Origin of the sequence: Vibrio renipiscarius, from assembly GCF_000827885.1 — a bacterium.
In the GTDB taxonomy this organism is placed as follows: Bacteria; Pseudomonadota; Gammaproteobacteria; order Enterobacterales; family Vibrionaceae; genus Vibrio; species Vibrio renipiscarius.
Genome location: NZ_JTKH01000006.1, coordinates 765,572 through 791,271, shown reverse-complemented (window position 1 = coordinate 791,271; position 25,700 = coordinate 765,572). Strand labels below are relative to the sequence as shown.

General features: G+C 43.7%; 21 protein-coding genes and 2 tRNA genes. 17 read left to right on the top strand and 6 right to left on the bottom strand.

Annotated elements, in window-relative coordinates; translation table 11 throughout:
* Position 1: 1 nt before the first annotated feature.
* The 9 genes from OJ16_RS06735 (at position 2) to OJ16_RS06695 (ending at position 8,284) form a co-directional block, all read left to right on the top strand.
* Positions 2 to 1,432, top strand: coding sequence for an O-antigen ligase family protein (locus OJ16_RS06735; protein WP_082030220.1), 1,431 nt, complete (start codon positions 2 to 4; stop codon positions 1,430 to 1,432).
* An 83-nt stretch (positions 1,433 to 1,515) separates the two neighbouring features.
* On the top strand, positions 1,516 to 2,232 hold the full coding sequence (locus tag OJ16_RS06730) for an acyltransferase (RefSeq protein WP_040988615.1): 717 nt from the start codon (positions 1,516 to 1,518) through the stop codon (positions 2,230 to 2,232).
* Complete coding sequence (locus tag OJ16_RS06725) at positions 2,225 to 3,337, top strand: glycosyltransferase family protein (RefSeq protein ID WP_040988612.1); 1,113 nt, start codon at positions 2,225 to 2,227, stop codon at positions 3,335 to 3,337. Before OJ16_RS06730 ends, OJ16_RS06725 begins: the two co-directional genes overlap by 8 nt.
* Positions 3,334 to 4,764: a GumC family protein gene (locus OJ16_RS06720; protein WP_040988610.1), complete on the top strand. Its 1,431-nt coding sequence runs from the start codon at positions 3,334 to 3,336 to the stop codon at positions 4,762 to 4,764. Before OJ16_RS06725 ends, OJ16_RS06720 begins: the two co-directional genes overlap by 4 nt.
* A 152-nt stretch (positions 4,765 to 4,916) precedes the next feature.
* Positions 4,917 to 6,047 carry a glycosyltransferase gene (locus OJ16_RS06715; RefSeq protein WP_040988609.1) on the top strand — a complete coding sequence of 377 codons (1,131 nt, stop codon included), beginning with the start codon at positions 4,917 to 4,919 and terminating at the stop codon, positions 6,045 to 6,047.
* 1 nt (position 6,048) lies between these two features.
* Complete coding sequence (locus tag OJ16_RS06710) at positions 6,049 to 7,236, top strand: glycosyltransferase family 2 protein (protein WP_040988607.1); 1,188 nt, start codon at positions 6,049 to 6,051, stop codon at positions 7,234 to 7,236.
* Between the two features lie 10 nt (positions 7,237 to 7,246).
* A complete protein-coding gene (locus tag OJ16_RS06705; RefSeq protein WP_040988605.1) occupies positions 7,247 to 7,885 on the top strand; it encodes a sugar transferase in 639 nt (212 codons plus the stop codon).
* Positions 7,886 to 8,084: 199 nt separating this feature from the next.
* Positions 8,085 to 8,161: transfer RNA gene (locus tag OJ16_RS06700), tRNA-Val, on the top strand.
* Between the two features lie 46 nt (positions 8,162 to 8,207).
* A tRNA-Val gene (locus OJ16_RS06695) sits at positions 8,208 to 8,284 on the top strand.
* Positions 8,285 to 8,373: 89 nt separating this feature from the next.
* Here the strand turns inward: OJ16_RS06695 and OJ16_RS06690 are convergent.
* Complete coding sequence (locus tag OJ16_RS06690; protein ID WP_040988603.1) at positions 8,374 to 8,982, bottom strand: sugar O-acetyltransferase; 609 nt, start codon at positions 8,980 to 8,982, stop codon at positions 8,374 to 8,376.
* 473 nt (positions 8,983 to 9,455) lie between these two features.
* Here OJ16_RS06690 and OJ16_RS06685 point away from each other — a divergent pair, with 473 nt between their 5' ends.
* Positions 9,456 to 10,697, top strand: coding sequence for a GGDEF domain-containing protein (locus OJ16_RS06685; RefSeq protein WP_236688697.1), 1,242 nt, complete (start codon positions 9,456 to 9,458; stop codon positions 10,695 to 10,697).
* Between the two features lie 168 nt (positions 10,698 to 10,865).
* Positions 10,866 to 11,105 carry an RNA recognition motif domain-containing protein gene (locus OJ16_RS06680; protein WP_040988599.1) on the top strand — a complete coding sequence of 80 codons (240 nt, stop codon included), beginning with the start codon at positions 10,866 to 10,868 and terminating at the stop codon, positions 11,103 to 11,105.
* A 125-nt stretch (positions 11,106 to 11,230) separates the two neighbouring features.
* Here the strand turns inward: OJ16_RS06680 and OJ16_RS06675 are convergent, their stop codons facing one another.
* From OJ16_RS06675 to kduD, 4 genes are all read right to left on the bottom strand, one after another.
* Positions 11,231 to 13,231, bottom strand: a complete 2,001-nt coding sequence (locus tag OJ16_RS06675) for a heparinase II/III domain-containing protein (RefSeq protein ID WP_040988597.1) — start codon at positions 13,229 to 13,231, stop codon at positions 11,231 to 11,233.
* 9 nt (positions 13,232 to 13,240) lie between these two features.
* Positions 13,241 to 14,665, bottom strand: coding sequence for a glucuronate isomerase (gene uxaC / locus OJ16_RS06670; protein WP_040988595.1), 1,425 nt, complete (start codon positions 14,663 to 14,665; stop codon positions 13,241 to 13,243).
* A 155-nt stretch (positions 14,666 to 14,820) separates the two neighbouring features.
* Positions 14,821 to 15,459 carry an RpiB/LacA/LacB family sugar-phosphate isomerase gene (locus OJ16_RS06665; RefSeq protein WP_040988594.1) on the bottom strand — a complete coding sequence of 213 codons (639 nt, stop codon included), beginning with the start codon at positions 15,457 to 15,459 and terminating at the stop codon, positions 14,821 to 14,823.
* 164 nt (positions 15,460 to 15,623) lie between these two features.
* A complete protein-coding gene (gene kduD, locus OJ16_RS06660) occupies positions 15,624 to 16,385 on the bottom strand; it encodes a 2-dehydro-3-deoxy-D-gluconate 5-dehydrogenase KduD (protein ID WP_040988592.1) in 762 nt (253 codons plus the stop codon).
* 244 nt (positions 16,386 to 16,629) lie between these two features.
* Here kduD and kdgR point away from each other — a divergent pair, with 244 nt between their 5' ends.
* The 4 genes from kdgR to OJ16_RS06640 all read left to right on the top strand — a co-directional run bounded on the left by kdgR (position 16,630) and on the right by OJ16_RS06640 (position 23,112).
* Complete coding sequence (kdgR, locus tag OJ16_RS06655; protein WP_040988590.1) at positions 16,630 to 17,415, top strand: DNA-binding transcriptional regulator KdgR; 786 nt, start codon at positions 16,630 to 16,632, stop codon at positions 17,413 to 17,415.
* A gap of 381 nt (positions 17,416 to 17,796) precedes the next feature.
* Entirely contained in the window at positions 17,797 to 20,286 is a 2,490-nt protein-coding gene (locus OJ16_RS06650) for a bifunctional diguanylate cyclase/phosphodiesterase (RefSeq protein WP_040988588.1), read from the top strand.
* Between the two features lie 238 nt (positions 20,287 to 20,524).
* Complete coding sequence (locus tag OJ16_RS06645) at positions 20,525 to 21,829, top strand: flippase (RefSeq protein WP_052810317.1); 1,305 nt, start codon at positions 20,525 to 20,527, stop codon at positions 21,827 to 21,829.
* 248 nt (positions 21,830 to 22,077) lie between these two features.
* Positions 22,078 to 23,112: a GGDEF domain-containing protein gene (locus OJ16_RS06640; protein ID WP_040988587.1), complete on the top strand. Its 1,035-nt coding sequence runs from the start codon at positions 22,078 to 22,080 to the stop codon at positions 23,110 to 23,112.
* 22 nt (positions 23,113 to 23,134) lie between these two features.
* Here OJ16_RS06640 and OJ16_RS06635 read toward each other — a convergent pair whose 3' ends face one another.
* Positions 23,135 to 23,791: a DUF2726 domain-containing protein gene (locus tag OJ16_RS06635; protein WP_040988586.1), complete on the bottom strand. Its 657-nt coding sequence runs from the start codon at positions 23,789 to 23,791 to the stop codon at positions 23,135 to 23,137.
* A gap of 371 nt (positions 23,792 to 24,162) precedes the next feature.
* On the opposite strand from OJ16_RS06635, the gene OJ16_RS06630 reads away from it, so the two are divergent.
* Together OJ16_RS06630 and OJ16_RS06625 are read left to right on the top strand one after the other, a co-directional pair.
* On the top strand, positions 24,163 to 24,894 hold the full coding sequence (locus tag OJ16_RS06630) for an amino acid ABC transporter ATP-binding protein (RefSeq protein ID WP_040988584.1): 732 nt from the start codon (positions 24,163 to 24,165) through the stop codon (positions 24,892 to 24,894).
* Positions 24,895 to 25,692, top strand: coding sequence for an amino acid ABC transporter permease (locus OJ16_RS06625; RefSeq protein ID WP_040988582.1), 798 nt, complete (start codon positions 24,895 to 24,897; stop codon positions 25,690 to 25,692).
* Positions 25,693 to 25,700: the final 8 nt, after the last annotated feature.

Here is a 25,700-nt window from a genome sequence, read left to right as displayed (position 1 = left end):
CATGAAGAAGAAAAATACACCGGTCAGCTTACCGACATCAAAACAACCGCCAGGTATTACCAATGTCCGCTTATTTATTTTACTGGCTTTATGCTTGATCACCTCTTTGGTTTGGCTGTTTAACCCAAGACCAGAAATTGTTCTTGTCGCTTGTGTGTTGCCCCTTGCCGGCGTATTTGTGATCAATCAAACCTTCTGGTTTGTGAGTCTTTTTGTATTGTTCTCATTCTTTCGTATCCACGAAGCGTTACCCATCCTCTACAATTTTCGCCTACCTCTTCTGCTTTCTGCTGGCGCTCTCGCTGCGTTATGTTTTCACATAGTGATCAGTAAGCAAATCAAACCATTTTGGCACCCTTGCTTTGGTTGGTTACTGGCATTTTGGCTACTGATTATCATTGGTCTTATCTTTGCTTCAAACCGAGGCATCGCAATTGAATATTTCAAGAATGTGTATTGGAAAATCATCATTATGACGCTCGCCATCGCCTGGTTAGTGAATAGCGAATTGAATTTAAAACGTATCGCTCTAATGATTGTCTGCGCTGGTTTGTTGATCGCAGGAGTGGCAATCAGCAATGCCATTAATGGTATAGGCTTGGTGGAAAATACACGGGTTTCAATTGGTCGTGATTTTGGTTCTATGCTTGGTGACCCGAATGATCTCTCATTAGTGTTGATGTTTCCCCTCGCCTTTTCACTGAGCTTAACAATGACCCGTTCATTAGGATGGGTACGACTCTTCTCGGCTCTGTGCAGCGTTGCCGCTTTTTACGCGGTTATCGAAACCCAAAGCCGCGGCGGTTTATTAGGCTGTATTGCGATATTGGGCATATTTGGTCTCAGACATATTCGTTCTAAATTTTTATTGGGCTTATTGGGGGTTATTGCGATTGGTGTGCTGTTTTCTTTGGCAGGGATCTCCGAGCGACAATCAGGTGGTGCCGCAGAAGATGGGATTGATGAATCCGCCATGGGTCGACTGTATGCGTGGCAGGCGGCGTTTAAAATGGCGCTTGAACATCCTTTCACTGGTGTTGGGATCGACAATTTCTACTCGAACTATTATTTTTATACCTCTCACTGGGATGGTTTAAACCACGCCGTGCATAGTACATGGTTCGGCGTATTGGCCGAGTCTGGCTTTGTCGGCCTCATCGTGTTTGTTGGGATTATTGTCTCTGTGGTAAAAACCAGTCGCCAAAACCTAAAGTTATTACAAAACTCACCCTCGACTTTCTCCCCTTATGTCCATGCCACCGCCTTTGCCGTCTATGCCGGTCTTATCGGTACCATTGTCTCCGGTACTTTCCTAACACAAGGTTTTAACTGGCCCATCTATATTCTTTCTGGGCTGGCGATTGCCTGCCATCGCATTATTCATGTTGATTCTCAAAATGCGAATCAACATGAACCCTCAGAAAACAAATAACTATCCACCTGATTTTAAACAACAAAATAACTGGCACGTAATGTGAAACACTCACATAAACGTATCGAATAATGAGGCCAGCTATGTCTGTTACGTCACTGAAAATTTGGCTGCAAACCCATCCAGATCCACGCTGCCAAAAACTGTTTCAATTATTGAAGAGCGCACGCAGCGCGGGTTTACCGACTCCGCGTTTCATCAATGTCATTCTCTTACATCTTGTTCAAAGTATCAGCATGGTTTTGAATACCGCACTGCGTGTTTTCATTTATACCCCAGCATTTAAAGGACGAGCGGCGCAATGCGGACGCCAACTTTATCTGTATGGCGGATTGCCCTTCACCTCAGGTCCCTTAACGATCGAGATTGGCAACCAATGCCGAATTTCCGGACGCACCACTTTATCCGGCCGCGTTCAAAGTGCATCGCCAACACTCATCGTTGGGGACAATGTTGATATCGGCTGGCAAACCACGATTGCCGTCAGCGGCAAAGTGGTGATTGAAGATAACGTCCGCATTGCGAGTGGCGCCTTTATCTTCGGTTACTCCGGGCATTCACGAGACGCAGAGCAACGCGCGCTTGGTGCGCCTGATGAAGAAGAAAACACCGGCGACATCATTATAAAGCGTGACGCTTGGATTGGGACCAATGTGACCATATGCCCCAATGTCACCATTGGAGAAGGTTGTATCGTCGGAACAGGCAGCGTGGTCACTCAAAATCTTGCTGATTTCACCGTTGCGGTTGGCAACCCTGCGAGAGTCGTTCGTCATTTAAAGGAGCAACATTATGCGTGATATGATCGTCTTCGGAGAAGATTTTGGCGGATTGCCATCAAGCACACAGCACTTAGTGAAACACCTGCCACAAATGCGCAAAATTATTTGGGTAAATTCGATTGGCTTACGCCAGCCTAAGCTCAATAGCCACGATTGTCGCCGCGCGGTGAGCAAACTGCTTGGTCAAGCCAAACAAGGATTCTCCACACCATCCCAGTTACCGGATAACTTTCACGTCGTCAATTTGCGTACAATCCCAGCGCCCTCTACGGCTATCGGACGAAAAATGGCAAAGGCAATGATGCTTAAACAGCTGCTGCCAATATTAAAGATGCACAATATTGAGCGCCCGATTTTATGGAGCTCATTGCCCACCGCCGCCGATCTGTGTGGGCACCTTAACGAATCTGCAGTGATTTATTATTGTGGCGATGACTTTTCGTCTCTGGCTGGCGTTGACCACCACGTTGTCACCGAGCACGAAGAAAAGATGGCGAAGAGAGCCAACATTATTCTTGGTGCGAGCGAAAAAATCTGCGCGAAATTTCCTCGCTGCAAAACCATGTTTCTACCTCATGGTGTCGATATCGATCTATTTAGCCAACCGGCCCCTAAAGCCGCGGACTTTCCGAACAATGGTAAACCTGTCGCGGGTTTTTACGGTAGCCTTTCCAGCTGGCTTGATTATGAGCTGATCAATTACGTCGCGCTCAATCTGCCGCATTGGGACTTTGTGTTTATCGGTCCAAATGAAATGACCCATTACCCACTGCCGAAGTTGGATAATATTCATTACCTCGGTCCAAAGCCTCATCATCAATTACCATGCTATAGCCAACACTGGCAAGCCAGCTTGTTGCCATTTAAATCTAATGAGCAAATTCAAGCTTGTAACCCGCTTAAACTTCGTGAGTATTTAGCGACCGGCGCCCCTGTGATTGCCACACCATTCCCAGCGTTAGACGCTTACTCGAAGCACATTAACATTGTGGACACGGCACATGAAATGGCAGAAGCACTGAGACTGGCGGTTTATGAGTCTAAGATCTCTGCGGATATCGTTGCGTCTGAAAGTTGGAGTGCCCGTAGCCAATTTGTTCGTCAATTGATTAACCTGTTATGAATAATATCTCTAACCGATTTATTCAAATTCTGAATGCGGCTTGGCGACAGCGGTACGTCATTGTGTTGCCGACGCTCATTTTACCTTTTGTCGGCTTATTCATCGCCAAACTTACGCCAACGGTCTATATCTCGCATACCAGCATGTTGATCCAAGAGACGGCGAAGATGAACCCCTTTCTCGAAGATATTGCCGTTTCAACCATGTTGAAAGAGCGCTTAAACGCGTTAAGTACGCTATTAAAAAGCCGCCATATATTGCACTCTGTCGCCCGCGATAATGGGTTGATTAACGACACTATGTCCGACCTAGAACAAGAGCGCATCATTCAGCGATTATCGTCAAACTTAACCGTAAGCCAACCCGGGAAGGACTTTTTACGCATACAACTTTCTGCGCAAGAACGCGACGGAATGGCCTCGCTATTAACCTCTATCAGCGAACACTTTATTGAACAACTGTTAGCGCCGGAGCGTTCATCAATTCGAGACTCAAGTAAATTCTTAACCATTCACATAACAAAGCGACGTGAAGAACTAGAAAAAGCGGAAACAGCGCTCGCCGACTACCGTAATCGCCATCTGGCCGTCACTCCTGAAATGCAAAATCAAAGCCTGACACAACTGTCATTGTTAAAACAAAACTTGGCCGAAAAACAAGCCGAATTGGCCGGTGTAGAAAAAAGTTTGGGCTCGCTTGATCAACAGCTCTCCAAAACCAATCCAGTGATTGGACGAATTGAAGATCAAATCATTGAAATTCGAAGTCAATTGACGCTACTGCAAGCCAAATACACAGAGAGCCATAGCGCAGTACAAGCTAAGCAGCGAGAACTAAAACGCTTGGAGAGCGAACGCAATCGCCTACTTGAAGTTGACCAGCCAGATGTGACCAGCGATCAATTATGGGACATTGCCAGCAGCAATACTTTGTCAGATTTAAGCGACGTTCAACCCTTATTGGTCACACAGCTTCACGGTTTACAGATTTTAAGAGGCCGTTACGAGTCATTAACGGAAGAAACGAAAAGCCTAAAAACGATGATTCAAGAAATAGAACAAAATGCCCAAAATTTTGGTGATACGGCCAAAATCATGCATCGCTTAGAGCGAGATGCCAAAATCAAACGCCAACTCTATGATGAACTATTACAACGTTATGAGATGGCGCAGTTGACCGGTTCACTTGGTGTATTTGAAGAAAAAAAACGCGTGAAGATTATTGATTTACCCTACACGCCAAGCTCACCCGCTAATTTTCCCACGCTGATTTTCGTCTTGGCTGGCCTAATGGGCGGTTTGGCGCTTGGTATTGGCATTGCTTATCTATTTGAACTATTTGATAGCTCTATCCGTCGTTCGGAGCAAATTAAGCAGATTACCAACGCAAAAATCGTGATCACCTTACCGAATATACCTCAACCTTAGCCATCATCGTCATCTCAATCGTCAGATCGATTCTCAAAATAAAAAACATTGCACCAATCAACAGAATGAAAATATAAGCCATTGAATTTTAATAGCTATTTTCTTGGCACGTAAGGTGCAACCTCTAGTTATCACCCATGAGGAATCCAGTCATGACATTTGATAATGAAGCCAATGAAAAAACAGCGCCGACCAAGCCAAGTAAGGTTCAACTGATTATTCATGTTGTTCAACACCTTACGCCAGGAGGCATCGAGTCGATGGTATTAGAAATGTTGCGTTGTCGTCATGCTCAACAGCGCGTCCTGATCATCGCGCTGGAAGGTGAACGCGAAGACTCAATCAAGCAATGGCCCAAACTGCAAGACTTCGAGCAGCACATTATTTTTCTCAACAAGCCTCGCCAATTTCATCTTGCGACTATCCAAAAGTTGCGCAGACTTTTCCTTCTGATCAAGCCCGATGTGATTCACACTCATCATATTGGCCCACTGTTATATGCCGGTATTGCGGCGAAATCTTCTCAGCAAGCACAGCACATTCATACCGAACACGACGCGTGGCATTTCGATACCCCCAAGCATGCTTGGCTACAACGCTTTTTGCTTATGTTGACTCAGCCACGGTTGGTTGCCGACGCTGACGAAGTAAGCATGAACTTAAAGCGTGTATTTGATTACCGTGATATCACCGTCATCAAAAATGGTATCGACTGCCGTCGCTTTCATTCAGGCAATCAGAAACAAGCACGACAGCAACTCGATCTCCCATTAGGAGCCATGCTCATTGGTAGTGCGGGTCGGTTGGAAAAAGTAAAAGGACACGATGTGATGATCCGCGCGTTGGCACTGCTGCCACGCACCTTTAACTTGGCGATTGCCGGCATTGGTTCGCAAGAAAAAGATCTAAAACAACTGAGTAAAGATCTCGGTGTAGAGAACCGGATCATATGGTTGGGTTTAGTGGATGATATGCCCACGTTTTATCAATCTCTGGATGTATTTTGTCTCCCTTCTCGACACGAAGGCTTCCCACTCGCGACGCTAGAAGCACAAGCCTGCGGCACCGCGACAATTGCAAGCGATGTTGGCGCCGTTAAAGAGACCATTTGCCCAAACACTGGCGGGCTCTTTAACGCTGAGAATGCTCAAGCGATAGCGGATCAAATCTATTCTATTTTGGCACAAGCGAAACCACAGAACCCTCGTTCATTTGTTGTTAAAAACAACGACATTCATCACATGCTTCACGCTTATCAACGTCTTTCTTTGGGGAATACCTAATATGATCGAACTTGTACTAATTACGCTTTTTTTTATCAGCGGCGCACTGATTGTTTATCATCACTTGGGTTATCCACTGCTACTCAACTGGCTAGCAAAATCCAAGCAAGTCGACGCCTTTAAAGGGCCGTTGCGACACTACCAAAGCTGCCGTGCCGATCGAGCGCGAGCGTCGATCACGATTGTCATCCCTGCCTATAACGAACAAGAATGGATTGCAGATAAAATTCGCAACCTGGCTTGCTTAGACTATCCACGCGATCGCTACAATGTGATCATCGCCTGCGATGGATGCACTGATGATACCGTCTCCATTGCTGAAGACACCATACAAGAAGCAATATGCAGTGAAACACACTTTGAGATATTCAACTTCACCGAAAATCGCGGCAAAGTTGCCATCATTAATCACTTAATGCCGACCATTTCGAGCGACATAACAGCCCTAAGCGATGTTTCGGCATTAATATCCATCGATGCTTTGCTATTGGCAGACCACCACTTTCATGATGCCCGTATCGGAGTACTGAACAGCCAATATCAATTAGGCAATTTTAGTGAGGCGAATCTCGCAGAAGAAAAATACTGGCGCTATCAGAGCATGGTCCAGCTTGGCGAGGCGCATTTAGGGGCCAATATAGGCGCTCACGGCGCGTTTTATCTCTTTCGCACCCACTTATTTCAGCCACTTGCAAACAATACAATTAACGATGACTTCATTCTTCCCATGGCGATTGTTCGCCGTGGTTACAAAGCGATTTACGAACCAAATGTCATGGCGATAGAACAAGAAAACAGTAATAGCAATCAGGACTACCAGCGTCGGATTCGAATTTCTGCCGGAAACATGCAGCAAGCGATTCAACTCGCCGACCTCTTCTTACCTCGCTACCGAGCCGTCGCCTTTGCTTTTGCTTCCGGTAAAGGGTTGCGTTTGCTGACGCCCTATTTGATGATTTTTTGCTTCATATCCTCAGCAATATTAGCGAATCACGTATTTTTTGCCCTTGCGCTGGGTCTACAACTGTTTATCTACGGTCTTGCCGGACTCAGCATGGTATTCCCGCGATCGCTATCAAATCGCTATTGCCGATTCCTTTCTTATTTTGTTACTGGACACATTGCTAATTTTTATGGTGGTTTGCGTTATATCGCCGGCATAGAAAATGGCCATTGGAAAAAGGTTTAAGGAGCTCGTTATGCCACACATCCCTACTCACTCATCAACATGGATTGCAAAGCGCTGCTTTGATTTACTTGCCACTGTATTTGCCATCTGCATTCTTTCGCCCGTTTTACCGCTCATCGCTATTGCGATCAAAATAACGTCACCCGGACCTGTTTTTTATCACCAACTTCGTGTCGGCAAATCAACGCCAGATAAAATGACACTCTTTAACATTATTAAATTTCGGACGATGTACCAAGATGCAGAGTCACGCTCTGGCGCTGTCTGGGCGACGAAAAACGACCCGCGAATCACACCCGTTGGGCATTTCTTACGCAAAACACGTTTAGATGAAATCCCCCAGTTAATGAATGTGCTTAAAGGCGAAATGTCATTAATTGGGCCACGCCCAGAGCGCCCGACGTTTTATAACGAACTTGAAAACGCCATTCCCTATTTTGCTGATAGAACCTATGGCGTTATGCCTGGAATCACCGGACTGGCGCAAGTCAATCAAGGTTATGATACCTGTCTTGACGATGTACGAAGAAAAGTGGGATTTGACCACAGCTACGCCCTGTCACTGCACTCGACTAAATCTTGGTTAATGATGGATAGCAGCATTATGTTAAGCACGGTGGTCGTCATGTTTAATGGCAGGGGCCAATAAAACTCGACGATTAATCTCATTTTCGTCACGTAATGCTTGGGCCTCAAAGTATTACGTGACATAGCGCACGTTTTATTTTTCCACTTAGAATGAATTTCGATCAATTCGCACACAAGTCATCCAAACAGTTCAATTTACTCGAAATTAATCTTGCACGACCCGAAAACAGTGGGTAATATCCATCTCGTTCCACGGGAATGCGTCCATAGCTCAGTTGGTTAGAGTACCGCCTTGACATGGCGGGGGTCGGCAGTTCGAGTCTGCCTGGACGCACCATTCCTGAATTGCATTGTTATTCAAATAGCCATGCAGAGAACAATCTGGACCCGTAGCTCAGTTGGTTAGAGTACCGCCTTGACATGGCGGGGGTCGGCGATTCGAGTTCGCCCGGGTCCACCATATTCGTTCTTATGAACAAACACAAAGCCCGCTTTTTAGCGGGCTTTGTTGTATCTATAGCACCACAACCCGTGGATGCATTTCCTCAATTACAATAACGCCTCATCAAGTTTCATGTCCTGATAATAGTATTCTTTGTCATGCTCTCCTATGGGACGCAATACTCGACATGGGTTCCCTACTGCAACAACATTTGCAGGGATGTCTTTGGTCACGATACTCCCCGCACCAATGACTGAATTTTCACCAACCGTGACACCAGGTAAAATCACCGAATTCGCCCCTATCCAAACATTGTTTTCAATACGAACGGGAACGTTAAACTGTGCGATTTTTTTTCTCAATTCTGGATTAATCGGGTGCCCTGCTGTTGCGATAGTGACATTAGGGCCAATCATGACGTAATCACCGATGTAAATATGCGTATCGTCAACTAACGTTAGATTAAAATTTGCGTATACGTGCTTACCTAAATGCGTGTGAATGCCCCAGTTCGCGCGTAATGGCGGTTCGATGTAGCAATTTTCGCCCATTTCTGCAAATAACGACTTCATAATAGATTGACGCTTGGCCATTTCTGTCGGGCGCGTATGATTAAAATCATAAAGTACATCTAAGCATTTAATTTGCTTAGCGGCTAATTCATCGCTATCACAATAGTAGACTTCTTTATTGTGTATTTTGTTTTCTATGTCCATCACATTATCTCTTCATTTTTAATTTAGTCATGTGCTCAGCGCCCTGTAAATAGGTTCTATCGTTACATACCATACAAATAGAGTGTCCACTTTATCGGCCTATGGAAAGAACAGATTTGAGGATGGTCGCATAGCTTTGCTATTTATGGCCAACATAGATCGAATATAAATTAAAAAGAGCGACATAACTCTCTTATTGAACAATAACGGACGATTTCACGTTAAATGCTTCACGAGCCTATTGGCAAACACATGGTTCGGTGTAAGGAGTATCATCACATTCTGTGAAGACTAAGCATCATCCTTTAAAAATTAACCATTCGTTCTATACCAATTAGGTTGTATAATTGGAGAAACAATAAAATAAAAAAACCAAAATGCATCAGCCCTTTTTTCGCTCATACCAAAGGCATATCGTACCGATACTGCAATTATCAATACTAGTTTTAGTTATTGTTAGCTTGTCATACGCCATGTTTAATTCTTTTCAAATCAATCGATTATCTAAAAGCATCATCAATGATTTTAATCAGATCTATTCGCTAAGCCGACGCTTCGCTCAATATTATAACAACACCACCAGCATCACTTTAGAGAAAGGAATCTACGAGAAAAACGGTGTCGACATCATGGTCATTCGCCGCGGAGAGGTGAAAATTCTCTCCCACGGCATGAGCAAACTACGAACAGAATTGGCTCCGATGGTTCAAGATAATATTTGGACCATTGCTATTTTTGAAAATCCAGCACACTACAGCCATTTTTCACCGTTACGTGCGGAATACAAAAAACGCTATCACTCATACAAACCCAATGATGTGATACAACGCATCGTTAAGCTTGAAGGCTTAGAAAATACATTTGATCAGTTCTATAGCTGTAATATCAAACTCTCTGAGCCATATATAGAAGAAGGTACCGATCAATTGATTCGCACGGTTTACTACCCTATTTATAACAATAGAATGTTAGATGCGTTGCTCGCGATTGATATCAGAGAAAACTTTATCCACCAAATGATTAACACATTCAATAAAGATCATTGGACTGTTGCGACGACTCAACATGGATGGGCCGCTTATCAACATCAAGTTGTTATTCCCTGTTCGGATGCCGAACCAATAACGATTGGTTTTAGATTTTTGGATATTTTCAAGTTAACTCTCATTCCGTCACTCTTTATCTCTTTATTCGCCTACCTTTCGATGATCGTGTTTAAGAAGCGTCAGGTGCATATTAAACGCGACAAAATGACGGGCTTCTATCGCCGTGATTTTTACGAGCCTCGTTTAAAAAAAGTATCGAACTTTTCTATGCTGATTATCGATATCGATTTTTTCAAAATGATTAATGATAATTATGGGTATAAAGTGGGTGACGAAGTGATCACCGAAATCACACGCCGTATCGCAAGCCAAATTCGATCGGATGATATTGCCATACGCTGGGGTGGCGAAGAGTTTGTGGTGTTATTTAAAGAGATGAATGATGAGATGCTTCATACTAAAGCCGAACGGATTCGTGAACATGTCGCCCACAAACCCATCGCAAATATTGATGTCACCATTTCTGTTGGCGGCGTTGCGTTATATAACGATGAATTTTGCGAAGCCTACAAACTTGCTGACCATGCGCTCTATCAATCTAAGCGAGAAGGACGTAATCGAGTGACCATTCACAACAAACATCAAAACACTCGAGATTACACCACTTAAGCTATCTTGCGAGCATCGCGGGTGAATTCAAGTTCATCATGCTTTGATCGTTTATTCGGCAAAACGATCGTGTCATCCTTCATCGCGGTCTCGATGACACTAATTGTCTTGGTTTTTGGTGGGTAGCCTGTACAATCTACCCACCTTCCTCATATATGACGATTTATTATGAAATTACTCGTTCGCAACCTCGCACGTGTAACTACCGAGCAAGAAATTCGCAAACTTTTTAGCCAATTTGGTGATGTACGTGAATGTACACTGGTTCTTGATCAAGCATCAGGCCAATCAAAAGGGTTCGCTTTTGTTGAAATGCCAGATGAAGAAGAAGCTAATGAGGCGTTGAGCAAACTCAATCTGAAAGAGATTGCTAAGAACAAAATTCGCGTTAAAGAAGCGAATAACTAATATAAGTACACGTTGCTCAAACCCAGTCTGAACAGCAAATAAGCAAAAGCCGACCTTCGCGTCGGCTTTTGTTTTACTAGAATAAACGACACCTCTTTGCGACTCTTGCTTTGACTGATACGTCGCTAATCAATCAACACAACTCCCGTTTGCTGGTTAATATAAACCGATCGTGCTAATCCATTTCTTAGCAACGTAAAGTTGATCGAATCAAAACCCCATTCAACCCCGATAACGCGTATATCATCACTTTCCGTTAAATTATGGACAACCGTGGTTTTAAGCATCGCGTCTTTACAACGCAAAAGAGTATAAGCCAACTCGCTCGTCGCCGGATTATCGGGGGCGTACCCTAGCAATAATGTGGCTTTGCTGTCGGTTAAAATCTGCTGATTAAAATTTGTTTGTCCTTCAATTTCATAGCTTAATTCAATCGATTCGTGCAACGGTATTTCATGGCTGTCGGTCATTCTGGCTAAGGGCCCATCAAGAGGGTTGTCGCAGCTTTTCGCTTGAGACAAGGTGTGATGCTCTCCTCGGATATGCCAAATAAGATCTAACTGCTGCTGATGTGGGTTTTTTACCGTATCAAACTCGATCGCCACGTCACCTAACCATAGAATTTGACGCCGAAACACCACATCTTTATAAGCCGCATCGTCCCACTGAACAATCGTATGGCTATCAACTGTTGGCTGCTCACCACACCAATCGGTCTGCGTGTCTAGCCATGTATACTCATTTGCTTCAACAAACTGGTTCACTTGAGGATTGGCTGGCGGTTGATTTTGTTGATTTACGGCCAGCGTATTGTGCGTTGCGGTATTTTTATAGTAGCCATAATGCAACTCTGCTCCATACCCTGTTGTACCGAGATCAGGCAGAATTTCTTTTCCATTGCGGTTAATAATCAATCCTAAACGATCGTAGTGATCATGCTCTCCCCCATAAGGAGAATGCTTTACCAGGAGCATATTGGAATACTGACGATTGTGCATGATCGTCACTCCCGATTGCTCAGCGTGAATGGACTGACACTGCAATTGTTCTGCGCCTGGCAACGTCTCAACACCATACAGCAGAGCATCAATAGTGTTTCTTGGCGAACGTTGATAAATATTTTGCAGTGCCGAGGCAAATAATGGATCGTTGAACTCTCGATAGGCAAACTCAAATAAATGGCTGTGGGTTAACTTCTCTTGTCCCGCAATACAGTCGTTTAAACGCGGAAAATCACCATTATTCATTAACAGCTTGAGAGGAAACGCAAGCATCGTGTGAAAATTGGGCTCTGATTGCAGAGAATGCTCAGTCTTGCACGCCATTTTTTCAAAATTTAACAGGGCTTGTAATGCGTAGTAGTGATAGTGGATTGAGCCTTCAAACCACAACCCCTCGCCTTTTACGCCGTTCTCTAGCTGATACTTGAGGCCATAAGGGGTATTAACCGCAAAGTTGATGAGGGATTGATCGTTCAATATTAGCCCTATCACTCCAATCGTTGCGGAAATTTTCATTTCATGATTGTGCAATTGATCAGCGCGATGCTGCATTAAAAATTGAGCGCCTTCACGCAATAAGCGTTGTTCAATATACGCTTGTTCATCAAAGCTCAATTGATCTTTAATAAAATCATAGCCGCGAGCAAAATCGATATTGCAGTTCGCCTCGCACAAGGTTTGTGCATTGGCTTTACCAGGCCCATTGTATGGGATTCCACCGTGCTCTTGATAATCAGGATAGTACTCGGCATAAGCCAACAAAATCTCCCGCACTTTTTCAAGATACAGTTTTTCTTCGGTGATCTGCCAAAGTAAGCCTAAGTCATTACATGCTTTTGAGTTCAGTCCATTAAGCCAACGCCACCAGGCACCGTCATAAGGTTCACCCGTCAGAACTTCACTATCCACTGGGCAAACGTGTTCAGTTGGTTTATTTCTATCCCAATTCAAACGCACACCATGAGTTGGGCAGAAGTAATATAAGTTCCATGTCGCGCGCGCATCAGGCGGCACAAGCGTCTCAGAGTTCAGTACCACCTGATTGTCAGCAATAATCTGTTCAATAATGTCTTGGCTGGCACGACGACGAATGGCCGCCATTTCTTGAGAGGTAAACTGCAACATAATGGATGCCTATCCTAAATCGAGAGACGAATGAAAATTGAAGAATTGTTTGGCGTTGTAGTAACAGATGTTTTCAACACTCTGTTTCAACAAGGGTTCATCGTTTGGTAATTGGCCGTCATCGACCCACTGCCCGAGTAGATTGCACAAAATACGACGGAAATAATCATGGCGAGAAAGTGACAATATACTGCGAGAGTCCGTTAGCATGCCGACAAAGCGCCCTAGTGCTCCTAGGTTTGCGAGATCTTGAAGCTGCCTCTCCATCCCCGCTTTGTGATCGTTAAACCACCATGCCGATCCCAATTGGATTTTTCCTGGGTGGGTATCGCTGTCTTGAAACGCACCAATAATAGAACCCAGAACGGGATTATCTTTGGGGTTAAGGCTATAGAGTATGGTCTGAGGTAGTTGTCGCCCTTGATCGAGCAAACTTAGCAAGCCACTCAGGTTTTCAGCAATCGCGTTGTCGCTAATCACACTAAATCCTGTGCCTCCGCCGAGTTCATCCAGGCGACGTCGGTTTACATTCGTCAACACGCCAATATGAATCTGCATCGACCAGCCATGTTTGTGATACGCCTTACCAAGCACTTCAAAAACGGCGGTTTTAAACTGCGCGATTTCCTCTCGCTCCAGCTCTTCCCCATCTCGAACTTTAGCGATGACCCGATCCAAAACCTCGGGTTGATAATGTGCAAACTCCACGACTTTTAACCCGAGATCAGATAATTTGCAGCCATGATGAGCAAAATAATCCACACGTGCATTTATCGCTCGGGAATAGTCAGCAAAGTCGATCACGTCCATATTGGTGACGGCAGAAAGCGTAGTCAGTGTCTTTTGAAACTGGCGATGATTTTCAATTTCAATCAGACCATCGGCGCGAAAGGTGGGTAAAACCTGCACAGAAAACGCTGAGGCGGCTAACTTTCGGTGATACGTCAAATCGCTCAAGGGATCATCGGTGGTGCACAATGTCTCCACTTGGCTACTTTCCAGAAGCGATTGAAATTGATGGGAATCCTGACTGAGCTTTTGGTTGCAATGCTGCCAAATCGCGTCACAGTTTTCAGGGTTGATCAGCAAATCGAGACCAAAATATTTTTTCAGCTCTAGATGACACCAGTGGTATAGAGGATTGCCAATCAAGTACGGCATCGTCTCACACCATTTTTGAAACTTTTGATAATCACTCGCGTTGCCAGTAATAAAGTGCTCATCAACACCATTGCTGCGTAAAGCTCGCCACAAATAGTGATCGCAACTCAGCCACGCTTGAGCAATATTGTCGTAGTGCCGATTCTCATCGATCTCTTTTGCATCAAGATGGTTATGGTAATCAATGATGGGTAGCGCAGCCGCATAGCGATGATATAGACGCTTGGCGGTCTCTCCGCTTAATAGAAAATCGTGATGGATATAAGAAGACATAATTCAAACTCTGTATAAGCATTGTTTTGATAATCTTTAGAGAAAAACTTGCTCTTCAAACTCTTTTCAAAAGATTCTCGCTGGGAAAATGGGAAAAATATTGCGTTAAAAAAGCCAGCCTGATTAGGCTGGCTCAAACAAATTCACACGTGCAATTAATCTAAAATTGAACGAACGTAATCCGCGATGTCTTGGTTTTGGCAGTGGTCAAAGAAGCACTGTTGGAAACGAGCGCTACCCACCGCCGTCTTCACAAGCTCTTGGTCAATCGCGCGTAACGAGTCAATAAAGTTATCTTTTACGACTGCGGCTTTCACTTCGTTTAGCAGTGCAGCGTTACGCTGTTGTGGTTCCGCACGCTCTAGTGGGTAACCTTGGCCGCGCTCACCCGTAAACGCTTTTTCAAAGATGTAGCGAACATTAAGCTCACCAGCCCAACCAAAACCTTTTGCAAACGCAAGCGAGATCGCGTTGCCATTGTTGATTTGATTAAACAAGAATGCATCTGATGGCTCTAAACAATAACCACAAACCACGCCCGGGTGTAGGTTCAGAGACATAAGCGCGCCCTGGCCTGTACCACAACCTGTCACAACGAAATCAACCGCTTTTGAGTTGATAAGAATGCTCGCCATGATACCTAGGTGAATGTAGGTAAGATGGTGATCATTTTCGTCAGTCATACCTAGGTTGAAAACATCATGGCCAAGACCACCCGCCACTGACTCAAGCTCAGCGGATACCATTGCATTTTTGCCCGCTTGGCTGTTTTCCATCATTAATGCGATTTTCATTTGTGTTCTCCCGCAGCAGTGCTGCAAATCTAAAATTGATTGTTTGGTAAAATGTTTACGCTTTAGCGTAAGCTATCCATTTATCAGCCGGCTTTTTTGCAGGCTTGCCATCGGCAAGCGATCACGACTGAAGCAAAAAAGCCGATTTTGTAATACAAATTAGCTTAACGAGCTAACCAGCCACCATCGACCGCAATGGTATAACCGTTGATGTAATCGGATGCTGATGACGCCAAAAATACACATGGCCCCGCCACATCCATCGGAGTACCCCAACGTCCTGCAGGAATACGACCTAAAATCGCTTCGTTACGGTCTGCATCTTCACGCAGCGCTTGCGTGTTGTTCGTCGCCATATAACCCGGAGCAATCGCGTTGACATTAATATTGTCGCTCGCCCATTCGTTTGCCATTGCACGAGTGATGCCCATAACGGCACTCTTAGATGCGGTATAAGAAGGCACGCGAATACCGCCTTGGAATGAAAGCATAGAGGCAATATTGACAATCTTTCCGCCAGTGCCTTGTGCTCTAAACTGCTTTGCAACCGCTTGAGACATAAAGAAAACAGTCTTAGTGTTGATGTTCATTACGTCATCCCAGTTTTGCTCTGAGAACTCGATAGCGTCTTCGCGGCGGATGATGCCGGCATTGTTAACAAGGATGTCTACTTGGCCAAACTCCGTAAGGGTTTTATCCAAGATAGCCGGAATGTCTTCCTGCTTTAGCAGGTTGGCACGTACATCTAGAAACGTATGACCTGCTGCATTCATCTTCTCAATCGTCTCTGTAGGCTCAACATAGTTAACGCCAACGACTTTACAGCCCGCTTCTGCTAAGCCAATCGCCATACCTTGACCAAGACCGGTGTCACAACCCGTCACTATCGCGACTTTTCCATTTAGATTGAATGACTCTAACATCATGCTTCCTTATTTATGTTTGGTGTAGTGGCGTACCTATCGCTCGTTGCCACTCGATTTAGTCATACAATAGATCATAAAAATCACGCTGACAATTATTTTTAAAACATCATTTCACAAATAATTTAAGGTTGATTCATAAACTTTGAAGTTGATCGTCTTCGCGGTTTATTTTTTTGAAAAGCCTTTTTATAAATTACGGAAAATGCTATTTTTAGCGGATAACCAGATCGCATAAGGAATACCAATGGAGAAGTCCACCCAGCCAGAAGCCGTATCATCGGTATTGAAAGTGTTCACGATTCTTGAATCTCTGGGGGAACAGAAGGAAATTGGTGTATCGGATCTGTCGCAACGTCTGATGATGTCCAAAGCCACCACCTACCGCTTTCTACAAACCATGAAAATGCTAGGCTATGTTTCTCAACAAGGTGAAGCGGATCGATACTCACTCACATTAAAGATGTTTGAACTCGGTTCGAAATCACTCGAGTGGGTCGATATGATTGCAATCGCAGAGAAAGAAATGCGTGTGATTTCAGAGGAAACCAATGAAACAATTCACTTAGGTGCGTTGGATCACGGCTCGATTATCTACGTGCACAAGATTGATTCGAGCTTTGCCTTGCGTATGCACTCGCGTGTAGGCCGAAGAAACCCGCTGCATACCACGGCAATTGGCAAAGTGTTGCTCGCAGAGCGAGATGAAGTATTTGTCCGCACCCAACTCGCTGACGCTGAATTTGTAAAAAGCACAGAAAACACGCTTGAAAACATCGAACAGTTGATTGATGAGCTTAAAATTGTAAAACAGCAACATTTTGGCGAAGATAATGAAGAACAAGAGCCGGGACTGCGCTGCATTGCTGCTCCTGTGTACGATCGCTTCGGTACCGTCATAGCGGGGGTTTCAATTTCATTCCCGACCATTCGATTTGATGAAGCCAAGAAAGCCCATTATGTCGCCCTACTTCATCAGGCGGGACGCAATATCTCTGAAAAACTGGGCTTTAATAACTACCCGGTCAATTAACTGAAAAGGCAGCAATAAATGCTGCCTTTTTTAAACGACCAACGACGTTACTGACACATCCATTAATATCGTTCATTTCCCTCCCGCTAACGAATCTCATCACCGCGGACGCCCTTATTTAAGATAAGAGGTACATGCGACATTGTTATTTTTTATCATAAAAGAAAAACAATATTTCAATAATTGTTTGTTCTCAATTTGTCTTCTATTGTTAAGCTCGTCAAAGAGCAATTTATCCGTGATACTGGTTGTGTTATTCAATCGATTTTATAGCTTAAACAACAACTTTATGAAACTTTACGTAAAAGCTTATCACATATGCGACGTGGTAATTTATTGCGCGATTAATCACTGCCGATAACAATAGGAAGTCAGATTTAAATGAATGCGTTTACGGATAGAAAACTTCTCTATACGATTAAAGTCATCCCTTTGGCGCTTATCATTATATTTATTAGTCTTTTATTTGTTGCCATTGTGAGTGATAGCCAGGCGCGCTTAAAGCAATTAGAAGAAAATCTAGTCACCAATAACCTGACTAGACAGAAAGAGATGATTGCTCAACGTGTCGAGAGTGCATACAACCAAGTACGCTATCAACGACGTCAGACGGTGAGCCTATTAAAGTCCCGCGTCAAACATCAAGTCGACATCGCCCACCAGGTTTCCATGGCGATATACAGAGAAAATGCCGATAAACCGCCTCATGAAATCCAGCGTATTATCGCGGATGCTTTACGCAACATCCGCTATAACAATGGTCAAGGCTACTTTTTTATCTATCAAGCCGATGGCACCAATGTCATGCATGCCACACACCCTCAACAAGAGGGTAAACAAGTCGTCAATATGACCGACTCTCGCGGCGTATTCTTTATTAAGGAATTGATCAATCGTGTTCAACGAGCGACCTATAGCGATGGCGCATACTACCGTTGGTGGTTTGATAAGCCTCAAGCTGAAGGTGAGCATGAAAAAATCGGCTATGGCCGCAAATTTGAGCCCTTTAACTGGATTATTGGGTCAGGCGAATATGTAGAAGATGCCGAGCAACAAGTGAAAAATGATATCCTGAATTGGATTTCTAATTCTCGCTTTGGTCGCAATGGCTACTTATTTGTTCTGACTGAGCAAGGTGAAATACTCGCGCACAAAGACATAAAAAAGATTGGCACTCACCTTGAGTCACTAACAAAACACACTCGTGAACAATTTATCTCAGCGAACACGAGCAACAGTTTCATTCACTATCAATCCCCCTATCTCCCTGATGGACTCACCAAGTCCGACAAAGTCAGTTATATTCAATACGACTATGAATGGGGTTGGGTGATTGGTTCTGGTGTGTATCTAGAAGATATTCATGACTATATCAAAGACCCTCTAATACAGATGCGTGAGCAGCATCAGCAAGAACAAATCAGAATTATCGTGATTTTCTTATCACTTGCTTTGGTTTTGATCTCACTATCTCTTTTGCTAAGTCGTTATCTAGGCAAGCGATTTAATCAATTTCAACAAAGAATCGAGATTGATTTCGGCAAGCTCGCCCAGAGCAAAGAGCAATTACGTTATCAGGCTCAACACGACAGTTTGACCGGCCTACCTAATCGCGTGTTATTAGAAAAAAACACTAAATTTGGTATTGCTTCAAGCCACTTACAAAACAAAATGTTAGCGATGCTGTTTGTCGATTTGGATAATTTCAAGCGCGTAAACGACAAATATAGTCATGAGATTGGTGATGCCCTACTCGTCAAGGTCGGCCAGCGCTTTGAGCACTTAATTGCAGGTCAGGGCACTGTTGCGCGATTCGGTGGCGATGAGTTTGTGTTCAGCATCCCTCTAGTCGAAAGTAAAGAACATGCCCACAGCATCGCCCAAAAAATTCAAGCGTGTTTAGACGAGCCCTTTGTTATCGAGGGCATTTCACTCGACTTAAGCTCCTCAATCGGAGTGTCGACCTACCCAACAGATGGCGATACGACACGAGAATTGATGTCTAAAGCCGATATCGTGCTGACGCGTTCCAAAAAACAAGGGAAAGGCCTTATTGCTTTCTTCGATCAACAAATCCGCGCGGAGCTTCATCATCACTTTCTATTGGAAGACGAGTTTAAATCCGCACTCAGCAATGATGAGTTGGAGATTTACTATCAACCACAAGTAGACTCATCATCAGGGAAAATTGTTGGTATCGAAGCGCTATGTCGCTGGGTTAGCCCAACGTTAGGATTTGTATCACCTCTGGTTTTTATTGATATCGCCGAGAAAAACAATGCCATTATTGAGCTGGGGGCGTTTGTATTAGATCGCGCTTTCCGCGATGCAAAACAACTCAACCAGTACGCAAGTGAGCCTATATCAATATCGGTGAACGTTTCACCAAAACAACTGCTACACCCTAACTTCGTTGACTTGGTCATTTCTACGAGTGAACGCTATCAACTCAGCAGCGATCTTGTCATTCTTGAGTTAACAGAAAACGTATTTATTGAAGATTTGAAAGCCGTACAACCCACATTGATCGCCTTACAAAAGCAAGGTTTTGGTATTTCGTTGGACGATTTTGGTACCGGATTTTCTTCATTGAGTTACCTCAATGCTTTGCCGATCAATGAGATTAAGATTGATCGCTCATTCATTGTGAACATGTTAAATGAACATTCCAGCCTCACCATCGTGAAAACGATCATTGCGATTGCACAATCAAATGATCTCCAAATTGTGGCCGAAGGGGTTGAAGAGCTCGCGCAACAGCAGTTGCTGCAAGAGCTGGGATGTATGACGATACAAGGCTATCTATACTCTAAGCCAGTCAAGTTTGAGTTGCTTACCAATATGGTCTCCGCCCCATTATGTTGTGAATAACCACTCCATTTCAAAGAGTCACGTTATGCTCTGTACTCTGTGCTTTGTCATAAAAAAGGGTCGAATCAATGATTGATCGCATGTTCAATCATGAGTCAAAGTATTCATTTTCGTCTCATCTTTCAGACAAATTTACATGTAATAATGAACGATACCCGTTTATTACAAACACAAAGTGAGCAGTATTGAAAAGGAATATTCAATACTTCCCCATATACAGGACGTAAAGTCGTACACTATGAATTCATTCACCAAGTTATTTTTTGGTACTGCCAGCCTGCAATTTCTAAGCCGTGGGCTTTCTGTGGTGTCAGGTGTTATCTTTGCTCGCTTTCTTGGCGCAGAGCAATATGGACTCTATACCTATGTGTTTTCAATCATTACCATCGCTGGGCTACCCGTTCTTGCGGGTATCCCCAATTTAATGGTTCGTGAAGTCGCCAATTTTCACTTAGAAAAAAATTGGCCGCAACTCAATGGTATTATTTGGTGGTCTCGTTGGTATGTTCTTGCCGCATCCGCCATGATATTAATCAGCATGATGCTGCTGATCCATTATGAATACTTTCAACCTCATGTCGCGGCACTTCTCTTTATCGCGATATGGGCAATCCCTTTGCGAGGTATTGCGAGCCAACAAGACGCTGTCCTAAATGGATTTAGAAAACCCATCCTTGCCCAATTACCTTCTAAACTCTTAGCGCCTGTCGTTACGCTCGCGGTTCTGGTCTATTTCGTCGCATTTAACAAACCACTTTCATCAATGACCTTGGTGACCATCTCGGTTCTCGCGCTGGTTGCCACATGTGGATTAAGTTATATTTTGGTGCGATTGGTCATTAAGAAAAATAGTGAACCGGCTAAATCAAGCTATATGACCAATTCTTGGCTAAAATCGCTCGTACCCTTTGCGCTCATTACCTGTGTTATTACCCTGAATGCGGAGTTAGCCTTGGTGCTACTTGGCTGGTTAGGCGCATTAGAATCGGTGGCCTATTTTAGAGTCGCAATGCAAGCGGTCATGCTCATTACTATTGTCTTATCTTCCATCGATGCGGTTCTCATGCCCAATATTGCCCGCCTGTATAAAAGTGGGGATATGGAGAACACACAAGCATTATTAAGCCGAGCAGTGATGCTAACCGTTTTTGTATCACTCCCTATTTTTTTAGTACTGGTTTTTGCCGGTGATACCTTGATCAGCCTACTGTTTGGCGAGGAATACCTTAGCGCCTACCCTGCACTTATTATCCTCTGTGTCGGTCACTTTTTTAGTATTCAGTTAGGTTCAGTCGGTTTGGTGCTGAATATGACCAACAACGAACGAAAAACCGTGCGCTCTTTAGCGATTGCTTTGGTCATCAATTTAATACTGTTATTTACTTTAGTTCCTTTATACCAGGAAATCGGCGCCGCCATTGCGGTTGCTTTGAGTTTGGTTATTTGTAATTTACTCATGACAAGAGAGGTATGGAAGTTGACGCATTTGAGAACTTGGTTATGGTTCGGAAAAGTCAATAAGCAGGCTTTGCAAGCGACTTAACCTGTCTTAAAGTGAATTATATTTGTAAATAATATGTTAACTTAACAACAATAAAATGCTACATCCATTCATTTAACTTTTAGATAAATGGCGCCAAGTTAAGGCTAATCTTATATATAAGACGTCATACGACATTTATTTTACTAAAAGTGTGATACTAGTTCAGAAATTGTATTGATAACCTCCGCCAAAAGAATATGATTAGTTGTATTAAAATGTGAGCATATTCGCGGCGAGGGCAATTCAGCATGGAAGAGGATCTATTTAATACCGCGAGATATTTAAGACGCGCGGTATTGCTTTGGTTAAGTTTCATTTTAGCTGGCGCCTCAATCGTAATAACGTTTTTAAACTTAACGTTACATCAACCAATACTCCTTATTTCGCTCGAAGTTCTCTTTGGCTTTTTTTCAGCGTTGATGTGCTTTTATACCTACCGCAACTACTATTCCAAGTGGCTGAGCACTCTCTATTGCTACACATGGATCATCGTCGTTACGATTAATACTTCATACTCACAGACCTACCATGGTGCTTTTATATGGGCGACGGTTTTTCCGCTCATGTTCTACTTAGTTTTGGGCCGCAAACACGGGTCACTCGCGACATTGATTGGTTTGATTTTCACCTCGATGGCGACGCTATACAGAGCCCAACAAATTAATGACGAAGTAAATACCTATATTTCGATGAACTTTTTGCTTTGTTACCTTTGCATCTGGGCAATCACACACACGATCGAAGTCAAAAGAAACTCTTCTGATCAATCTCTTGGGCAATTAGCGTCTCGAGATTCGCTGACCGGTGTTTACAATCGCCATGCATTAGTACATCACTTTGGCGCCAATCGAACCGAAACCAAGCAGCACCCGATGTCGCTGTTGATACTCGATCTGGATTTTTTCAAGAGTGTGAACGATCAGCATGGGCATGATGTCGGAGATAAAGTATTAATACAGGCCGCAAATCTGATCGACACCTACAGCGGTGAGCACGCCGTGTACCGAATTGGCGGTGAAGAGTTCTGCATTACGTTAAAAGATACGGGGAAAGAAAAAGCCATTGAAAAAGCAGAACGGATCAGAAAAGCCATTGCTGAATTCAACTTTTCACCGATAGAGAAAGCCATTTCACTCACAGCAAGCATTGGTGTCTATCAATACACCGCTCAAGACAAGCTAGAAAGTGTACTGCAAATGGCCGATGTTGAACTTTATAAAGCAAAAAAAAATGGCCGCAACCAAGTCATGGTGAATATCAGTACAGAACAAATGATCTCTTAATAACGATGAACATTGATCATCGTTATTCGCTATCTTCAAACACAATGTTGTAGTTTTCTGTATATGTACAATGTGGTTGGCGGCTACAAGTAAAGAATCGGCGTCCCTTAAAATCGCCCTGTGTCGCGGTTTTAATAACCATCGGACTGCCGCAGCGCTTACAGAATCGCACTTCTTTTTCAGGTTCAATGAGGTCAATATGGGTGGCGAGTAAACGTCGCAATCTTCCAACTTGATAGCTGTGTTTTACGCTTGTTCCAATTAAAGGAATTCCCGCCGATTTACAAACGTGCATCAATAGTTTTTGGCGTTCAATTTTGCCTTTGTTTAAAGGGTTTCCATCATCGAGTTCTATCGCCACTCGCACTTCCAAACTACGTGGATCGCAAACAACATAATCAAAGTAACTTTTCGCTATCCGATTATTTGCAATAAACCATCCCTTTTTGTCGCTTGCTTTCGGCACGACCACTTTTGACATCACCACTTTTGACATGACAACACCATGATCGCCGACTGCGGTCATTAAAGCCGCATAAAACGCCGACTCTTTGCTGTTCAGTAATGGCCCATTTTTTTTATAGGTACTGTCTTTCAGATCGTCTTGATTCAAATAGCGCTTTTGAACAAAGAGATAAAAACCAATAAACAGCAACACAACAACTGCAATATATTCCATGGGACGCCACAAGCTCCAACGTTTCGTTTGACTGAGCAATTCTAACTGTAAACGCCCACGCTCAAAAGATTAATCGCTGTAGCCGAGTGAAACTGCGCCTGATTAAACAAATTATTGGAGAAAAACGTTCACGACACCGCACATTCTTCCTTTTTGGGCAATCATGCAAAACACTTTAACCGGTTACCATTGATGAAAAAACCAGCATTAGGATGCCTAAACACCTGCTCAAGTACGCGCTCATCTGATGCCGTCGCCTAAACCTCCCCTACAAATCGCCACATTCATTAGTTTTCATAGTATTAGACAGTGCAAAAGCGTTAATTAATTGTTATTGTCTTATACAAATAACAACGATAAATGTGGCTTTGATGACCAACACCCCCATCATTGAATTTAACAACGTAAACAAATGGTTCGGCGATTTTCAAGCATTAAAAAATATCAGATTAAGCGTTGAAAGTGGCGAAATCATGGTGGTTTGCGGACCTTCAGGTTCCGGAAAATCGACGTTAATTCGCTGTATCAATAACCTTGAGCAATACCAACAAGGTGATATCCGTGTATTTAACCAATCCCCCAATAGTAAAGGAATAAAACCAGGCAGAATTGGCATGGTCTTCCAGCACTTTCATTTGTTTCCACATTTAACGGTTCTTGAAAACCTAACGCTGTCGCCAATGCGTACCCTTAAATTGTCTAAGGTGGATGCCGAGCAACGTGCTTTAAAATACCTCAAGCGCGTAAACATTGAAGAGCAGGCCGATAAATACCCTGTTCAGCTCTCTGGTGGTCAGCAGCAGCGAGTCGCGATTGCCCGCTCTTTATGCATGGAACCTGACCTTTTACTATTTGATGAACCGACGTCGGCACTTGATCCAGAAATGATCAACGAAGTACTCGATGTCATGGTTGAACTGGCACAAAGCGGGATGACAATGATCTGTGTGACTCATGAGATGGGGTTTGCAAAAAAAGTGGCCAATCGGGTGGTGTTTATGGATGAAGGTGAAATTGTTGAGATCAATACCCCTATTGATCTGTTTGAAAACCCGCAGCATCCACGAACGCAAACGTTCTTAAACCAAATTCTAAGCTACTAAATGATCTATAGAATCATCAAGCCTGTCATACAGGCAATCGGGCAAATGGCTCTGATCACCTTAGCCATCGTCTGGCTATTAGATTCTGGCGCGCAAGCCATGGGGTATCAATGGCAATGGCATCGTGTGCCCGACTACATTGTCTTTTATGATGAGGGAGAATGGTGGCCTGCAGAATTAATTGAAGGTCTGATCGTCACGATTAAAATATCCGCCATCAGTCTTGTTTTTACGCTCATTATTGGGTTAACAACCGCGCTTCTGCGATTAAGCGACTCCATTATGGGCCGCGTTATCGCGACTTGCTACATAGAGCTGATTCGTAATACGCCTCTACTCGTGCAAATCTATTTACTCTATTTCGTCTTTGGCCCTGTGATCGGCTTAGACCGATTTAGCACGGCCGTCCTCGCGCTTTCATTGTTTCAAGGTGCCTACACCGCTGAAATTCTTAGAGCCGGTCTAAACGGAGTGCCAAAAGGCCAATTTGAAGCGGCAAAAACGCTAGGATTGTCCTCTTATAGCACCTATAAAGACGTTATATTGCCGCAAGTCATACAGCGGACCTTACCCCCACTAACCAATGAAGTTGTCTCTTTAATCAAAAATTCATCCATTGTTAGTGTTATGGCGATTTTCGATTTAACAACCGAAGCAAGAAATATTGTCTCTGAAACCGCGATGCCATTTGAAATTTGGTTTTCAGTCGCCGCAATCTATCTTGTTTTAACATTATCTCTTTCTGGACTATCCGCATGGTTAGAAAGCAGACTAGGAGCCAGTTGGCGTAAAATATAAGGAAATGT

Excerpts from the sequence above, each read along its gene's own strand:
- OJ16_RS06680 (WP_040988599.1), top strand. The coding sequence starts at position 10,866 with ATGAAATTACTCGTTCGCAACCTCGCACGTGTAACTACCGAGCAAGAA.
- OJ16_RS06650 (WP_040988588.1), top strand. The coding sequence starts at position 17,797 with ATGAATGCGTTTACGGATAGAAAACTTCTCTATACGATTAAAGTCATC.
- OJ16_RS06635 (WP_040988586.1), bottom strand. The coding sequence starts at position 23,791 with ATGGAATATATTGCAGTTGTTGTGTTGCTGTTTATTGGTTTTTATCTC.
- OJ16_RS06710 (WP_040988607.1), top strand. The coding sequence starts at position 6,049 with ATGATCGAACTTGTACTAATTACGCTTTTTTTTATCAGCGGCGCACTG.
- OJ16_RS06685 (WP_236688697.1), top strand. The coding sequence starts at position 9,456 with ATGTTTAATTCTTTTCAAATCAATCGATTATCTAAAAGCATCATCAAT.
- OJ16_RS06640 (WP_040988587.1), top strand. The coding sequence starts at position 22,078 with ATGGAAGAGGATCTATTTAATACCGCGAGATATTTAAGACGCGCGGTA.
- OJ16_RS06675 (WP_040988597.1), bottom strand. The coding sequence starts at position 13,231 with ATGTTGCAGTTTACCTCTCAAGAAATGGCGGCCATTCGTCGTCGTGCC.
- OJ16_RS06690 (WP_040988603.1), bottom strand. The coding sequence starts at position 8,982 with ATGGACATAGAAAACAAAATACACAATAAAGAAGTCTACTATTGTGAT.
- OJ16_RS06705 (WP_040988605.1), top strand. The coding sequence starts at position 7,247 with ATGCCACACATCCCTACTCACTCATCAACATGGATTGCAAAGCGCTGC.
- OJ16_RS06630 (WP_040988584.1), top strand. The coding sequence starts at position 24,163 with ATGACCAACACCCCCATCATTGAATTTAACAACGTAAACAAATGGTTC.
- OJ16_RS06645 (WP_052810317.1), top strand. The coding sequence starts at position 20,525 with ATGAATTCATTCACCAAGTTATTTTTTGGTACTGCCAGCCTGCAATTT.
- kduD (WP_040988592.1), bottom strand. The coding sequence starts at position 16,385 with ATGATGTTAGAGTCATTCAATCTAAATGGAAAAGTCGCGATAGTGACG.
- OJ16_RS06735 (WP_082030220.1), top strand. The coding sequence starts at position 2 with ATGAAGAAGAAAAATACACCGGTCAGCTTACCGACATCAAAACAACCG.
- kdgR (WP_040988590.1), top strand. The coding sequence starts at position 16,630 with ATGGAGAAGTCCACCCAGCCAGAAGCCGTATCATCGGTATTGAAAGTG.
- OJ16_RS06720 (WP_040988610.1), top strand. The coding sequence starts at position 3,334 with ATGAATAATATCTCTAACCGATTTATTCAAATTCTGAATGCGGCTTGG.
- OJ16_RS06665 (WP_040988594.1), bottom strand. The coding sequence starts at position 15,459 with ATGAAAATCGCATTAATGATGGAAAACAGCCAAGCGGGCAAAAATGCA.
- OJ16_RS06625 (WP_040988582.1), top strand. The coding sequence starts at position 24,895 with ATGATCTATAGAATCATCAAGCCTGTCATACAGGCAATCGGGCAAATG.
- OJ16_RS06730 (WP_040988615.1), top strand. The coding sequence starts at position 1,516 with ATGTCTGTTACGTCACTGAAAATTTGGCTGCAAACCCATCCAGATCCA.
- OJ16_RS06725 (WP_040988612.1), top strand. The coding sequence starts at position 2,225 with ATGCGTGATATGATCGTCTTCGGAGAAGATTTTGGCGGATTGCCATCA.
- OJ16_RS06715 (WP_040988609.1), top strand. The coding sequence starts at position 4,917 with ATGACATTTGATAATGAAGCCAATGAAAAAACAGCGCCGACCAAGCCA.
- uxaC (WP_040988595.1), bottom strand. The coding sequence starts at position 14,665 with ATGTCTTCTTATATCCATCACGATTTTCTATTAAGCGGAGAGACCGCC.